The following is a 15,186-nucleotide window of genomic DNA, read 5'->3' as shown; positions in this document are numbered from 1 at the left end:
ATGGGTCGGACATCGTGGGGGCGCCGTCAGCCGGTCTGGCTGTTGTCCTTGTGCGCGCCCCACCCGTGCCAGCGCTCGATCTCGATCCACGCGCTGACCCGCTTGCGGTCCCGCCGGGGGTACGGCCGCCCGGTGTAGTGCTGCGAGATCCGGTCGATGTCCGCCAGGCCCTCGTCGTCGCGCAGCTCGACCACCCGCCCGATCAGGCTGACGTGGGTGTACCAGTTCCCCTCGTCCAGCACGGTCAGGGAGACCCGGGGATCGCTGCGCAGGTGTGCCAGCCGGCGGCGGCCCTCGTCCATGTTCACCAGGACGCGGCCGTCCTCCCAGAGGTACCAGGTGGCCGCGGACACCGGCTGGCCGTCGCGAAGCGTGGCGATGACGGCGGGATTCGGCTTGCCCAGCATGGCGACGGCGGGCTCGGGCAGCGGCGGCTTCGACATGGCTCTCACTCTACGTACCCGCCGGGCCCGCCGCTGGTCATGCGGCGGGCGCCGCCCGGACGGGCTCCCCGGCGGACGCCGCCGGGGAGCCCGTCGCACGCCGGTCAGGCGCGTGCGCTCCACTGCTGGTTGGTGCCGCCGTGGCAGTCCCAGAGGTTGATCCTCGTCCCGTTGGCGGTGCCGTAGCCCGCCGCGTCCAGGCAGCGCCCGGACTGGACGCCGCTGATCGTGCCGTTGGCGTTGAGGTTCCACTGCTGGTTGGGCTGGCCGTTGCAGTCCCAGATGATCACGCTGGTGCCGTTCGCGGTGCCCCGTCCGCTGGCGTCGAGACACTTGTTGCCGAGCACCTGCAACTGCTTGTCCGAGGTGTAGGTCCAGCGCTGCATGGTGCCGCCCCAGCAGTCGTACAGCTGCACCGCGGTGCCGTTCGTGGTGCTGCCGTTCGGCACGTCCAGGCACCGGCCGGAGCCAGCGCCGACGAGCTGCACGTTCTGGTACGTGCCGCCGCCGCTGCCCGGGGTGCCGATGCTGCCGGACACCGACTGCAACGCCCGGTACCAGACCGCCGCCATCTTGTCGTAGCCGGTGGCGGTCGGGTGGATGCCGTCGATCAGGTCGGCGGTGGTCAGCGCCGAGTACTGGTCGACCAGGTGGACGCGCTTGCCGGCGTTCACCTTCGACTGCACGATGCCGGGCAGCGCGGCGTTGAACGTGCGTACCGCCGCCGCCTGGCCGGAGTTGGCGAGCGGGATGATCTGCGCGACGAACACGTCCGCGTTCGGCGCGGTGTTGGTGATGCGGTCGATGAGCGAGGAGAGCCGGTTCGGCGCGGTGGAGACGTTGTAGTTCTGCAGGATGTCGTTGGTGCCGATGTGCAGCAGCACGGTGCGCGGCTGGTAGGCGTTCAGCCAGCCGGTGATGTTGGCGTCGATCTGGTCGATGCGCCAGCCGGGGTGGCCCTCGTGGTCGTGGTCGCCGAGGTTGCCCGGCCCGTTGAACTGGGAGCCGACCAGGTCGACCCGGTAGCCGCCGCCGGCCAGCCGCTGCCACAGGCCGATCCGGTAGCCGCCCGGCACCTGGGTGCCCTCGGTGATGGAGTCACCGAGCGGCATCACGCGGGTGCCGCCGTTGGACTCGGCGGCCGCCGGTCCGGTCGCCGTCAGCACACCGGCGGCCAGCACGGCGAGCGCGGCGCCCGCGGTGAGCCATCTCCGCACAGTGGTACGCATGTGTGCTCCTTTCACGGGGTGGTGCAGGTCAGGGACGGGGTGGTCGGCGAGCCGTTGGCGATGAAGCCGAACGTGGTGGAGCCGGACGCGGGCACGGAGCCGTTGTACGCGGCGTTGCTGACGGTCGCGGTGGAGCCGCTGGTGCTCAGCGTGCCGCTCCAGACCTGGCTGATGCTCTGGCCACCGGCCAGGTTCCACCGCACCGACCACCCGTTGAGCGCCGCGGCGCCGGCCGTGACTGTCACCTCGGCCTGGAAGCCGCCCGACCAGGAGTTCGTGGTGCGGTAGGTGGCGGTGCAGGCGCCACCGCCCGGCGGCGGCGTGGTGGGCGGCGCAGTGGTCGGCGGGGGATCGATCGGCGGCGGCGTGGTGGTCGGCGGGTCGGTGGGCGGCGGCGTGCTCCCGGCGGGGGTGAACCGCCAGTGGTCGATGTTGAACAGCGAGCCGCTGCCGCCGGTGAACCGCAGGTAGAGGTCGTGGGTGCCGGTGGCGCCGCTGACCGCGCAGGTCGTGTCGGCCCAGGTCTGCCAGCCGCCGGTGCCGGACACCCGGCAGGTGCCCACCACCGGGCCGCTGGTGCCGTCCAGCCGCAGCTCGATGGTGCCGCCGCTGCCCGCGGAGGCCACCCGGGCGGTGTACGAGGTCGCGCCGGACCCGAAGGCGACGCCCTTGATCTTGAGGTAGTCGCCGTTGTCGATGAAGCCGACGTTCATCCCGCCGCCGCTGGCCGGCTCGGTCTCCACGCCGGACGCCCAGGCGCTCGTCTCGGCCTCCTGCCGGATGTACGGGTTGAGCGTGCCGATCTGCGGCGCGCCGGTGGTGGTCATGTTGATCGTCGGGATCGAGCCGTCAGCGCCGTAGGAGAACTTCTCCACCGCCACCGACCTGGTGAAACCGCCGCCGCCGGGCAGCGCGCCGTTGTGGTAGAAGAAGTACGAGCCGCCCTTGTAGTCGGTGATGCCGGGGTGGTTGGTGAAGCTGCTGCCCTGGGTGGGCATGACGGTGCCGCGGTACGTCCACGGCCCCAGCGGCCCGGGCGCGGTGGAGTAGGCGATGAACTCCGAGCAGCACTTGGCCGCGAAGACCATGTAGTAGAGGCCGTTGCGCTTGTACACCCACGGACCCTCCTCGTAGAGGGTCGGCCGGTTCGCGTCACCGGTCCGTGCGCCGAATCCCGCCGCGGTCAGCGGGATCTGGGTCGGGCTGCCCGAGTACGAGATCATGTCCGCGTTCAGCTTGACGTACCACAGGCGGGGGTTGCCCCAGTACAGGTACGCCTGGCCGTCGTCGTCGATGAACACGGTCGGGTCGATCTCACCGTTGCTCACCAGCGGGCGCCCGATGGCGTCCCGGAACGGCCCGGTGGGGCTGTCCGCCACCGCCACCCCGATGCCCATCTGGCCGGTGGCCCGCACGACCATCGGCACGTACCAGTAGAACTTGCCGTTGCGGTGGACCGCCTGGCCGGCCCACGCGTCCTGCTTGGCCCAGCTGAACGTGGCGAGGCTGAGCGGCGATCCGTGGTCGGTCCAGTTCACCATGTCGTCGGACGAGTAGACCCGCCACTCCTTCATGGTGAACCAGGTCGAGTTGTCCTCGTCGTGGCCGGTGTAGAGGTAGACCCGGTTGTTGTACACGAGCGGGGCCGGGTCGGCCGTGTAGATGGTCTGCACGATCGGGTTGTCCGCCCGGGCGGCGGTCGGGCTCAGTCCGCCGGCGATGGCCGGGGCCAGCCCGAGCAGGGCGAGCAGGGTCACCGCCAGTGCGAGCCATCGTCTGGTCCGGCGGTCGGTTCTCCATAGCGTTGACGTCACAGGTCATCTCCCGGGGTAGGCCGCGCCGCGGCGGATGGTGTGGTCGGCGAGGGTCGGGCCGTCACGCCCGGCTCCACTTCTGGCTGTTCGCGCCGGTGCAGGCGGACAGGATGATCGAGGTGCCGTTGCCGGTCCCGCCGCCGTTCGGGCTCAGGCACAGTCCGGACTGGACGCCGGTGATCGTGCCGTCGGTGTTGACGTTCCACTGCTGGTTGGCGCCGCCGTTGCAGTCCCAGATGATCACCCGGGTGCCGGACGAGGTGCCCTGCCCCTCGGCGTCCAGGCACTTGCTCCCGTACACCTGGAGTTGCCGGCTCGACGTGGCCGTCCACTGCTGGTTGGTCCCGCCGTTGCACTCCCACAACGTCACCTGGGTGCCGTTGGTCTGGGACTGGTTCGGCACGTCGAGGCAGCGGCTGGAGTTGGGGTTGAGCCACGCGCCGCTCGTACCGCCGGGGTTGCCGCCCGGGCCGGCGACCACCGACAGGTTGTCGAACTGCGCGGTCTCGCCCTGGCTGGTGCCGAAGCCGACCTGGCCGGAGCCGAAGGTGGAGTCGGTGGCCGTGCCGACGGTGGCGCCGTCGATGGTGGCGGTGATGGTGGTGCCGGCGAAGCCCAGCGCGAGGCTGTGCCAGCGGTTGGTGCCGAGCGCCGCGACGTTCCCGCTGCGCAGCGTGGTGAGCTGCCCGGCGGTGTTGTTGCGCAGGATGGACCACGCGCCGGCGTCGGTGACCCGCAGGAAGTAGGCGTTGTAGCGGCCGATCGGGTCCAGGTTGGTGCTGCCGACGCGGCCCTGGATCTGGGCGTAGCCGGACTGTTCGAGCAGGACGTCGGCGGAGACCGTGTAGTTGCCCCAGCTCAGGTTCCCGCCGTAGGTCGCCGGGTCGGCGAGGGTCTTCCAGGTGATGGGCGCCTGCGCGGACATCTGGCGCAGGCACATGCCGGACCGGCCGCCGCCGCAGCCGACGATCTCGAACGCGCCCTGCATGTCCTGGAGGTACTTCGGGAACCGCCCGCTGGCGTAGCTGTCGAAGTCGTCGCGGTACGGCAGGCCCAGCGAGCCCTGCGCCGGGCTGGTGGCGGTGCCCTTGCCCTGCCCGGTCGTGGTGGTGACGGTGTAGAGGTGGCCGGGCTGGGCGGTGAACGTGAACGACCCGCCCGACGGGGTGACGTCCGCGGTGCGGACGAAGAAGTCGTTCGGGTTTGTCGAGTTCAGGTTCGTGGCCCAGATGTGCGCCTGGCCGGTGGACAGCCCGCCGGTGACGGTCATGGTGACCTGCTGGGCCGCGGTGGCGTCCATGGTCTCGATGACGGTGCTGTAGTCGCCGGTGGTGGGCGAGCGCAGCGACACGTAGCTGCCGTTGTTGCGGTTGCCGCCCAGGTAGCCCGAGGCCGAGTCCAGGTAGCGCCAGCCGGGTGCGGTGAACTGGGTGGTGTGGGCCAGCGCCCAGGTGTTCTTGCCGACCGAGTACCAGCCGGACCAGGGCTGGTTGGCCAGGATCAGCCCGACCGTGGACCAGGGCAGGTTCGGCGTGATGGCGGCGATCAGGTCCCAGTTGAGGTAGGCGACCATCCGGCCGTCGATGTAGCCGCGGTTGATGCCGCGGGCCAGCGGCTTGGCGCCGTCGTTGTAGTCCTGCGAGCCGCCCTCGCTGTTCCACAGCGTCTTGCCGGTGGAGGTGGCTGTCGAGGACACGGTGCAGGTGGTCTGCGCGCTGAGGTAGCCGCACGGGTAGTGGCCGCTGAGCACGTCGATGCTGTTGCGCAGCGTGGCGTTGCCGGCGACGGCGTTGGCCGGGCCCCAGCTACCGGGGTAGTCGTCCCCGTAGATGATCTTCACGCCGCTGTAGCCGTTGGCGTTCAGCGCCTGGCGCAGGCTGATGGTCCAGTTCGCGTCCGTCCGCTTCTCGTTCTGGGCGGCGGTGATGTAGTCCATGGTCAGGTTGTGCTGCCGCGCGCAGCCCAGCCAGTCCACGAAGTAGTTGATCATGTCCTGGGACATGAAGTTGCCGTTGCCGATCCACCCGGGAGCGCCCCACGGCAGGGCCGCCAGCTTGATGGCGGGGTTGCGGGCCTTTGCCTGCTCCATGATCCACCACTGGTAGCCGCGGTTGCAGTTGAGATCGCCCCGGACGTGCTCGTGACTCGGCTCGGACCCGCTGGTGGAGTTGGTGTCGCCGCCCATCTCGACCTTGAGGATCTGCAGCGCGGCGCCGTATCCGGGCTTGAACAGGTAGTCCAGGATCTGCCCGCGCTGCGGCTCCGGATAGTCGATCAGCAGCCGGCTGTTGCCGCCGCCGCCGCTGACCGCGCCGACCCCGTCGAACGTCTGGCCGCCGGAGGCGCCGTTGACGGTGATCGAGGTGGCGGCCTGTGCGGGGCCGGCGGTGAGGATCAGGCCGCCGGCGGCGGCCAGGACGGTGACGGCGAACGCCGCCAGCAGTCGGCGTATCCATCTCGGCTCGGACATGACGAGTCCTTTCGGGAGATGCGGAGTGTGGTCGCCGAGTGGCTCGCCGGTCAGCGGTAGCCGGCGGCGACGATGTCGGCCTGGACGGCGTTCTCGGTCGCGTCGGACGGATAGCCCGCGACCATGGCGCCCTCGTAGAAGGTGCCGGCGCTGAGGTTCGCGCCGCCGCCGGGCTTGCAGCAGTCGCCGCCGCTGCCCAGGATGATCGCGCCCTGCTTACGCATCGGGCTGTAACCGGCCGGCAGCGACCCGTCGTAGAGCGTGTAGAGGCCGCCGGACTGGGCGTTGCTGCCCTTGATGGCGAACCGCGAGGTGCCGTTGTTCTTCAGGGTGGCGGTGACGAACCGGTTGGTGAACGCCCGCTGGTTCGGGTTCCAGGACTGGCTGCCGCCCGGGTAGAGACCCCACTCCAGGTCGGCCTGCACCCAGGGGCCGCTGCCGGAGCAGCCGCCGAACCAGCAACTGGTGCTGAAGTTGATCGCGTCCATCGCCCCCGCCGCGTCGGCGCTGCGGGTGGTCTCGCTGTTGCCGTAGTCGAAGCAGCAGCCGCTGTTGACGTGGGTGCCGCTGGTCACCATGTACATGCCCTCGGGGGCGGAGCCGGTGGGGACGCCGGTCAGGTGGCCGTCCCGCCAGTAGCTGTTCCCAGGGTTGATGTAGAGGGAATACGCCCGGGCGCCGCCGACCGTCAGCGACTCGCTCGTCGCGTTCGCGGGCCGGCTGGAGGTGGAGCCGGGGACCTGCGCGGAGCCCTGGTACCACAGGTCGTTACCGCGTCCCGACTGGTCGAACACGGCGGTGATCACGCAGCTCGTACCGGAGCAGAACGCGTCCTGCGCAGCGGCGTCGGCGTAGCCGCCCGCGCTCACCAGTCCGATGTTGCGGGTGGCGTTGTCCGAGGAGCGGCGGACCTGGTAGAGGTTGCCGCCGTACGCCGAGAGCAGCGCCCGGGTGGTGCTGTGCGCCGCGACGCACGGGGTGCCGCCCGCGGCGTAGATGTCGCACGGCCGGCCGCCGGGCGGCGGCGTCGAGGTGGGCGGCGGTGACGACGGTGTGGTCGAGACGTTCCACCGCTGGTTTGCCTGTCCGTTGCAGGTCCACAGGATGATCCTGGTGCCGTTGGCGGTGCCCGCGTTCGTCGCGTCCAGGCACAGCCCGGACTGCTGACCGGTGACGGTGCCGGCCGAGGTGATGTTCCACTGCTGGTTGGCCTGGCCGTTGCAGTCCCAGATGATCACCGTCGTGCCCGGGCTGGTGCCCTGGCCGTTGGCGTCCAGGCATTTGTTGCCGTACACCGTGAGCTGCTTCGCCGACGTGTACGTCCAGCTCTGCGGCGTGCCGCCGGTGCAGTCGTACAGCTGGACCTGGGTGCCGTTCGTGGTGCTGCCGTTGGGGACGTCGACGCAGCGGCCGGACTGCACGCCCACGATGGAGCCGGGCCCGGGGGCGGCCACGGCGCTTCGGGTCTGCGCGGCCACGGCGGCGCCGGCGACGGCCAGGACGAGCACCAGGGCGGAGATGGTCATACGCGGTGGTCCGGATCGGACGGACCGGGGACGGGGGATCACCATGACGGCTCCTCGGATACGCGCGAGCACCCGACCGTCCGGCACGGTGCCTCGCGAGTTGTGGATGGCCGTCGGTGTAAGCGCTAACAGTGGTGTGGCGGCGGCCCCGACATGTCGGTGGTGGTGGCCTGTGGGGTCGTGAATGTTAGCGCGAACATCGACCAGAGTTAATTAGAGCACATCCCGGCGTCCGGCGGGACCTCAGTTGTCCCGGCGGTGCCGGGCCGAGGGCGGCGGCGTGCCACCCACGGCCCGGCTCCCCGTGCGGGGGTTCGGCGGTACGGAGATCAGGGACTGGTGCAGCTGACTCCGCTGGGCGCGGTGGCCCCGTTTCCGGTGGCGGTGAACCCGAACGTGGTCGAGCCGTTCGCGCCGACCGTGCCGTTGTAGTCGGCGTTGCGGACCGACACCGAGCCGGAGGTGCCCGTGTTGACGCCGTTCCAGAGGCTGCTGATCGCCTGGCCGGAGGCCAGGGTCAGGCGTACGGTCCAGCCGTTGAGCGTGGTGGCGCCGTTGTTGGCCACCGTGACCTCGGCCTGGAAGCCGCCCGGCCAGGTGTTCACGGTCCGGTAGGTCGCGGTGCAGGCGCCCGGCTCACCAGGCGGCGGGGTCGTGACCGGCGGCGTCGTGGGCGGTGCGGTGGTCACCGGCGGCGTGGTCGGCGGCACGGAGGTCGGCGGCGCCGTGGTCGGCGGCGTGGTGGACGCGAACTGGCTGAAGAACCGCCAGATCTCCCCCGAGGTCCAGGTCCGGGAGTCGTTCGGGCTGGACGACCCGTCGACCGGGCTGGGGGTGTGGTCGCCGTCGAACGCGGCCCACTGCACCGGGTAGCCGTCGCGGCAGCCGGAGTACGTGGTGGTGATGTGGGTGAGGCTGCCCCGGCTCGGCTCGCGCGGGCTCTGCGCGGTGCAGCCGTTGTTCCGGACGAACGTGTCGCGCAGCGAGCGGCCCATGGAGATGTTCAGCACGCTGTCGTAGATGCCGTGGATGCCGAAGTAGGCGACCGGCTGGGTGCCGCCGTTGCAGCCGCTCAGGTTCGCGCCGGAGATGACGGTGACCGCGCGGACGACGTTGGGCCGGGCGCAGGCCACCGCGTAGCTCATCGCCCCGCCGTAGCTCCAGCCGAGCGCGAACCGCTGGGACGTGTCGACGCAGAGGTCGTTCTCGATCTGCCGGGAGATGTCGTCGAACAGCGTCAGGTCCCGGCCGTTGGTGTTGGCCCAGCCGTTGTCGATGCCCTGCGGCGCGACGAAGATCGTGCTGTTGTTCGACAGCGGCAGCAGGCCGTAGTAGCCGGCCGAGGCGACGTTGTTGGCCGAGCCGTTCAGCCAGTGGAACCCGAAGATCAGCCGGTACGGGTGGTTGCGGTCGTACCCGTCCGGGATGCGCAGGATGTAGCTGCGGTTCTGCCCGCCGCTGGAGATGGTGCGCGTGCCGCTGGACAGCGTCGGCGCCTTGCCGCAGCCGGCGGTCGCCGCGAGCGTGCCGTTTGTCGACGCCTGCGCCGTCTCGCCGAGGTCGGCGCTGAGCGCGCCGCCGGCCGCCGCCGCGAGGAGCACGGCCGCGGCGGCGACGGAGGTGAGAAGGGATGTTCGTTTCGCCATTGCTGGACTCCTTGCCCTGGGTGGTGGTGCAGGCCGGGCCGTCCGTCGATGCCGACGTCGCCTGCGAAGAGGGCGCGGAGCCGTGCGTGCGGCTGGGCCGAAGTCGTCCGGTGGCCGCCTGCGTCGGCGTGCATCGGCGGAGCGGCCCGGACTGGTCACCGATCGGCCGGACGGCGAGGGGACCCTCGTGCGCCGTGCCGATTGCGGGGGTGACGGGGAGCGTGCCCTTCGCTCCCGTGCCGGAACATAGCAGGTTATCGATAACATGTTCAACCGGTCGGTTCCGGAGAAGGAGCGGGCCGGCCGCCGGGTGAACGCTCACAGCAGCGCCCGGCGGGGACGCTGCCGCCTGCTCAGGCGTGGTCGGCCAGGGCCGGCAGGTCGCAGCCGGCGAGGGCGTCCGGCTGGGGAACGCGGGCGAGGTCCGCCTCGGCGAGCCCGAGCCGCCGGTACGCGGTGTGCAGCGCCGCGACCACGGCGCCCAGCGCGCCGGAGAGGTCACCGAGTTCCGCGCCGTGCACTGCCGCCTCGGCGGCCGGCACGATCTCGTGCAGCCGGCCGCGTAGCCGGACCAGGTCGGGTGTGAGCGCGTGGGAGACGCCGCCGCCGAGGACGATCACCTCCGGTTCGTAGGCGACCACCGCCGCGGTGAGGACCACCAGCAGCGCCTGCTCGACGTACTGCCTGACCGGCGCCAGTCGCGGGTCGGCCGAGCGGAACACGTCGGCCGCGTTGTCGAACGACAGGCCGAGTTCGCGGGCGCGGGCGAGGATGCCGGACCCGCTGATGATCCGTTCGAGCGGCGCGCCGAGCGGGCCGGCCGGCAGGTGGCCGAACTCGCCCACCAGGCCGCTGCGGCCCCGGAACAGCCGGCGGTCGATGGCGACGCCGGCGCCGAGTCCGGCCCCGATGGTGAGCATCACCGCTGTCTGCGCGTCCCGGGCGGCGCCGAAGCGCAGTTCCCCGAGCAGCGCGTAGTTGGAGTCGTTGTCGACCTCGACCGCGGCGCCCAGGTGCTTCTCCAGCAGCCGCAGGAACAGCGGGTCCTCCACCTGGGGCAGGTTCGGGGCGTTGGAGACGGCGCGGTCTCCCTGCCGGACGGCGCCGGGCAGGCCCACCGCTACGCAGTCGAGCCGCTCCCGGTCGGCGCCGACGGTCCGCATGATCAGGTCGGCCAGCCACTGGGCCAGCCGGGGCGCGTCGTAGTCGGCGGGTGTGGGCACGGTCCGGCCGGTCAGCGGCCGGGCGGCGAGATCGGCGACCACCAGCCGGACGTTGGAGCCGCCGACGTCGACGCCGCAGACCACGCCGCGTCCGGCGGCGATCGCGACCTGGGTCGCCCGGCGGCCCCGGTTGGTGGTGGGTGCGCCGTCGGTCTCGGTCAGCAGCCCCTCGTCGAGCAGCTGTTCCACGATCCGCGACACGGTGGCGGGGGAGAGGTCGGTCTCGTGGCCGATGGCCGTGCGGCTCACCGGGCCGTGGGTCAGCACGTGGGCCAGCACTGTGGACCGGTTCGCCGCCCGTGGTGCTCGAGATTCCACGCCCACCTCCGCCGATTTTCTTTCCGCCCGAATGTTAAAGCCGCGCCGCTGGATGAGCAACCATCCGGACCATGTCGTCTTCCGGCCCGCACCCGGGCGACGGATCCCACTGAATTCCGAGGTGAGGCCGGTGGTGACGGTTGAACCGAGTGGGTCGAATCTCTGACCAGCGCTCTTGACGGACTGTGATGACCGCGATAATACTTTCACCCTGAACGGAAATAGAGGTTGCCGGCCCCAGGGAGGCGGCGCGTGCCCCCGTACGCGCCGTGCCGGTCGCATCGGACCCCCGTGTCAGTCCGGAATCCCGGTTCCGGACCCCGTTGCTGTGAAGGGAAGAGCAATGATTCTCAGCCGTAGACGTGGCGCCGCCCTCGGCGCGCTCTGCGCCCTGGCGCTCATGGTCGGCGCCTGCTCGAACGAGACCTCCGGGAGCGGCGGCGCGTCGAGCGGCCCGCGTACCGAACCCAGCCTGTCGTTCGTCGGCCCCGGCGGCGAGACGCCGACCGCCGCCGACCAGCTCTCGCTGACCGACGAGGAGCGGCAGAAGGTCAAGGACGGCAACTACTCCGCCGCCTTCGTCTGGCACGAGGGCTCCGCGCTGACCAAGGCCGTCGAGTCCGGCGTTCGCAAGGAGTTCGACCAGCTCGGCATCAAGGTGCTCGCCAGCACCAGCGCCGAGTTCGACGCCGCCCGGCAGGCCAACAACGTGCAGACCGTGCTGGCGCTCAAGCCCGACCTGATCGTCACCATCGCCGTCGACCCGACCGCTGCGGCCGCCGCCTTCAAGCCCGCCGTGGACGCCGGCGTCAAGCTCGTCGTGATGACCACCCCGCCGAAGGACTACAAGTCCGGGCAGCAGATCGTCGGCATCGTCACCGCCGACCTGACCGCGTTCGGCAAGGCCAACGCGGAGATGCTCGGCAAGGCGCTCGGCGGCAAGGGCAAGGTCGGCTACGTCTACCACGACGCCGACTTCTGGTTCACCAACCAGCGGGACAAGGCGTTCAAGGACTGGCTGGGCTACCTCTACCCGGACATCGAGATCGTCGAGGAGGCCGGGTTCTCCGACCCGGCGCGCACCGAGGACATCGCCACCGCGATGCTGACCCGCCACGCCGACCTCAAGGGCGTCTACGTCGCCTGGGCCACCGCCGCCGAGGGCGTGCTCGCCGCGACCCGGCAGCAGGGCCGCACCGACGTCAAGATCGTCACGAACGACCTGGAGGCGAACCTCGCCGCCGACATGGTCAAGGGCGGCAACGTCGCCGGCATCGTCGCCAACGGCTCGACCCGGCTCGGCCAGAACCTGGGCGTCGTCGCCGCGTACGGCCTGCTCGGCAAGAAGGCCCCGGAGCTGGTCGTCGGATCGCCGATGGCCGCGACCAAGGACAACATCGCCGACGCCTGGCGCGACGACTACGGCCAGGAGCCCCCGGCCGAGGTGCTCGGCAACTGACGCCGGGCGGCGAGGTCCGGGGCCCGGCCGAACGGGCCCCGGACCTCGCCGGGCGCGGTCCGGCCCACCGCCGGGTCCGCGAGCACCGCGAGACGAGAGGAAGAAGCACATGGGGTACGTCCAGACAGTCCTCGGACCGGTGCCTCCCGAGTCGCTCGGCCGGGTGCTGAGTCACGAGCACCTCGGCGCGCTGGTGCCCGGGCCGTGGCTGTCCGGCGGCGTCGCCGACGACCGCGCGGACCTCGCCGCCGGGGCGGTACGCGACCTGCCCGAGCTGGGCTTCGGCACGATCGTGGACCTGTCCCCGTACGAGGTGGTCGGTCACGACGTGACGCTGCTGCGCGAGGTGGCACTGCGTACCGGCCTGCACGTGGTCGCCGGATCGGCGATCTACCTGGAGCCGTACTCGCCCGGCTGGGCGCTGCGCGCGAGCGTCGACGAGATGCGGGAACGCTTCGTCGCCGACGCCACCGTCGGTGTCGGGGACACCGGGATCAAGGTCGGCATCTTCGGCGAGCAGGCCACCGGGCTGAACGAGATCACCGCGCACGAGGAGAAGTGCCTGCGTGCCGCCGCCCGCGCCGCCGTCGCCACCGGCCTGGCGCTGAACACGCACACCACGCACGGCACCATGGCGCTGGAGCAGGTCGAGATCCTGCGCGAGGAGAAGATGGACCCCTCCCGCGTCGTCATCGGCCACCTGGACATCAACCCGGACCCGGACTACCTGCGGGCGGTGCTGGCCACCGGCGTCAACATCGCCTTCGACACGCTCGGCAAGCAGTTCTGGGACTTCGTGCTCGCCCCGCTGCCGGAGAATCCGCCGGAGGGCGAGTTCGGCAAGCGGGCGTACCACCGGCCCGACCGTGCCCGGCTCGACATGCTCGCCGGGCTGGTCCGCGACGGCTACGCCGACCGGATCCTGCTCTCGATGGACCTGACCGGCGCGGAGGCGTACCTGAACCCGCGTACGCACGGCCGGCTCGGCTACTCCTACCTCGGCCGGGAGATCGTGCCGGGTCTCACCCGCCTCGGTGTGCCGCCGGAGGCGATCGACCAGATGCTGGCGGCCAACCCGGCCCGACTCCTGACGGTCGGCTGATGGCCGCGCATCCGCGTCCGTCCGGCTACGTCGCCGGCGTCGACCTCGGCGGCACCAAGCTGCGGGCCGCGCTGGCCGACCTCGACGGTCTCGTCGTGAGCGAGCAGGTGCAGCCGACCGACCCCCGGGGCGGCACGGCGGTGGCCGCGCAGATCGACACGCTGCTGCGCGAACTGGCCGCCCGGGCCGGCGTCGACTGGTCCGACGTGCGGGCCAGCGCGATCGGCCTGCCCGGCGTGCCCGACCCGGCGACCGGCGCGATCGAGCTGTCGCCGAACGTCTCCGACCTCGAGGCGCTCGACGTGCGGGCCGAGCTGACCCGCCGCCTGGGGCACCCGGTCGTGCTGGACAACGACGTCAACATGGCCGCCGCCGGGGAGCGGTGGCTGGGCAGCGGGCGTACCCACCGGCACTTCGTGTTCGTGGCGGTCGGCACCGGAGTCGGCATGGGCATCGTGCTGAACGGGGAGCTGGTCCGGGGCGCGCGCGGCGCGGCGGGGGAGATCTCCTACCTGCCGCTGGGAACCGACCCGTTCGACCCGGGCAACCAGGTGAAGGGCGCGCTGGAGGAGGCAGTCGCCGGCGCCGCCCTCGCCGCCCGGTACCGGGCGGTGTCCGGCGAGCAGGCGAGCGTGCCCGACGTCTTCGACCGGGCCGCCGCCGGCGATCCGGTCGCGCTGGCGGCCATCGACGAGGAGGCCCGGCTGATCGCCCTGGCGGTCGTCGCGGTCACCGCCGTCCTGGACCCGGAGGCGGTGATCCTCGGTGGCGGCATCGGCTCCCGGACCGAGCTCGTCGAGCCGGTCCGGCGCTGGGTCGCCGCGCTGAGCACGGGCGTTCCGTTGATCAAGACCAGCCTGCTCGGCGACCGGGCCGGCCTGCTCGGCGCCGTCGCGGTGGCCCGCCGGGAGGCCGGCGTCCACGACGGCACGACCACCTCTTTCCAGACAGCGGAGGGACGATAGATGACCCACACCGATGCGGCGGTGAAGACCAGCGCCGCCCCGGCCTGGCGCCGGATCAACTGGCGCGACTACGTGGTCTACATCGGCTTCGCGGTCGTGTTCCTGTTCTTCGCCGTCACCCAGGGCAGCAACGGCTTCCTGACCACGAGCAACCTCACAAACATCGTCATCCAGACCGCGCCCATCACGATCATGGCGGTCGGGCTGGTCTTCGTGCTGGCCGCCGGCGAGATCGACCTGTCGATCGGCTCGGTCGTCGCGCTCTCCGCGCTGGTCGGCGCGGTGACGCTGCGGGAGACCGACAGCATGCTGCTCGGCGTGGCCGCCGGTCTCGCCGCCGGCGCGGCGGTCGGCCTGGTGAACGGCGTCTTCGTCACCCTGGTCCGGCTGCCCTCCTTCCTGGTCACGCTCGCCACCATGGGCGCGGTGGCGGGCCTGGCCCGCGAGGTCACCGGCCTGCAGTCGGTGCCGGTCAGCAACGACGCGTTCCTCTCCTTCTTCGGCCAGGGCGAGATCCTCGGCATCCCCGGGCTGGTGCTCTGGTCGGTGGCGGCGGCGGTGGTCGGGTACCTGGTGCTGCGCCAGACCCGGTACGGCGCGCACACGCTCGCCATCGGCGACAACGTGGCGGCGGCCCGGGTCAGCGGCATCAAGGTGATCCGCGTCAAGATCATGGTGCTGATGGGCAGCGCGATGTGCGCCGCCCTGGCCGGCCTGCTGTACGCCGGACGCCTCCAGGGCGCCCGGTACACCCTCGGCGAGGCCGACCTGATGTCCGTGATCGCCGCCGTGATCGTGGGCGGCACCAGCCTCTTCGGCGGCAAGGGCTCGATCGTCGGCGCGGTGCTGGGCAGCCTGCTGATGGGCATGCTCAACAACGGCCTGATCCTGGCCGGCCTGTCCGTGTCCCAGCAGATGATGGCGCGCGGCGCGATCATCCTGGTGGCCGTCTCCCTCTCGCTGCGCGAGCGGCGAAGCTGACCCGGAAGGA

The 15,186-nt window shown here is 71.5% G+C and carries 11 protein-coding genes; 4 read left to right on the top strand and 7 right to left on the bottom strand.

Annotated elements, in window-relative coordinates; all coding sequences use genetic code 11:
- Positions 1 to 26: 26 nt before the first annotated feature.
- From A8711_RS29855 to A8711_RS29825, 7 genes are all read right to left on the bottom strand, one after another.
- A complete protein-coding gene (locus A8711_RS29855) occupies positions 27 to 443 on the bottom strand; it encodes a PPOX class F420-dependent oxidoreductase (RefSeq protein ID WP_030499597.1) in 417 nt (138 codons plus the stop codon).
- A gap of 104 nt (positions 444 to 547) precedes the next feature.
- On the bottom strand, positions 548 to 1,672 hold the full coding sequence (locus A8711_RS29850) for a ricin-type beta-trefoil lectin domain protein (protein ID WP_043325219.1): 1,125 nt from the start codon (positions 1,670 to 1,672) through the stop codon (positions 548 to 550).
- Positions 1,673 to 1,683: 11 nt separating this feature from the next.
- Positions 1,684 to 3,423: a family 43 glycosylhydrolase gene (locus tag A8711_RS29845; RefSeq protein ID WP_231915573.1), complete on the bottom strand. Its 1,740-nt coding sequence runs from the start codon at positions 3,421 to 3,423 to the stop codon at positions 1,684 to 1,686.
- 124 nt (positions 3,424 to 3,547) lie between these two features.
- The gene (locus A8711_RS29840; RefSeq protein WP_069090013.1) at positions 3,548 to 5,956 is read right to left on the bottom strand and encodes a ricin-type beta-trefoil lectin domain protein; all 2,409 of its coding nucleotides are present in this window, start codon (positions 5,954 to 5,956) and stop codon (positions 3,548 to 3,550) included.
- Positions 5,957 to 6,006: 50 nt separating this feature from the next.
- The gene (locus A8711_RS29835; RefSeq protein ID WP_069090012.1) at positions 6,007 to 7,482 is read right to left on the bottom strand and encodes an arabinofuranosidase catalytic domain-containing protein; all 1,476 of its coding nucleotides are present in this window, start codon (positions 7,480 to 7,482) and stop codon (positions 6,007 to 6,009) included.
- Positions 7,483 to 7,811: 329 nt separating this feature from the next.
- Positions 7,812 to 9,128, bottom strand: a complete 1,317-nt coding sequence (locus tag A8711_RS29830) for a cellulose binding domain-containing protein (RefSeq protein WP_069090011.1) — start codon at positions 9,126 to 9,128, stop codon at positions 7,812 to 7,814.
- Positions 9,129 to 9,481: 353 nt separating this feature from the next.
- Positions 9,482 to 10,669, bottom strand: coding sequence for an ROK family transcriptional regulator (locus A8711_RS29825; RefSeq protein WP_064447530.1), 1,188 nt, complete (start codon positions 10,667 to 10,669; stop codon positions 9,482 to 9,484).
- A gap of 343 nt (positions 10,670 to 11,012) precedes the next feature.
- Between A8711_RS29825 and A8711_RS29820 the strand changes: the two genes are divergently transcribed.
- The 4 genes from A8711_RS29820 to A8711_RS29805 all read left to right on the top strand — a co-directional run bounded on the left by A8711_RS29820 (position 11,013) and on the right by A8711_RS29805 (position 15,176).
- The gene (locus A8711_RS29820; protein ID WP_043325211.1) at positions 11,013 to 12,128 is read left to right on the top strand and encodes a substrate-binding domain-containing protein; all 1,116 of its coding nucleotides are present in this window, start codon (positions 11,013 to 11,015) and stop codon (positions 12,126 to 12,128) included.
- Positions 12,129 to 12,237: 109 nt separating this feature from the next.
- Complete coding sequence (locus A8711_RS29815; RefSeq protein ID WP_043325210.1) at positions 12,238 to 13,230, top strand: phosphotriesterase; 993 nt, start codon at positions 12,238 to 12,240, stop codon at positions 13,228 to 13,230.
- Complete coding sequence (locus tag A8711_RS29810) at positions 13,230 to 14,195, top strand: ROK family protein (RefSeq protein WP_064447399.1); 966 nt, start codon at positions 13,230 to 13,232, stop codon at positions 14,193 to 14,195. Before A8711_RS29815 ends, A8711_RS29810 begins: the two co-directional genes overlap by 1 nt.
- Positions 14,196 to 15,176, top strand: a complete 981-nt coding sequence (locus tag A8711_RS29805) for an ABC transporter permease (protein WP_030499606.1) — start codon at positions 14,196 to 14,198, stop codon at positions 15,174 to 15,176.
- Positions 15,177 to 15,186 lie beyond the last annotated feature (10 nt).

This window comes from Micromonospora sp. II (assembly GCF_001709195.1).
Taxonomy (GTDB): Bacteria; Actinomycetota; Actinomycetes; order Mycobacteriales; family Micromonosporaceae; genus Micromonospora; species Micromonospora chalcea.
The sequence above is the reverse complement of the archived record's forward strand: the minus strand, read 5'-3'. Positions and strand labels throughout refer to the sequence as shown.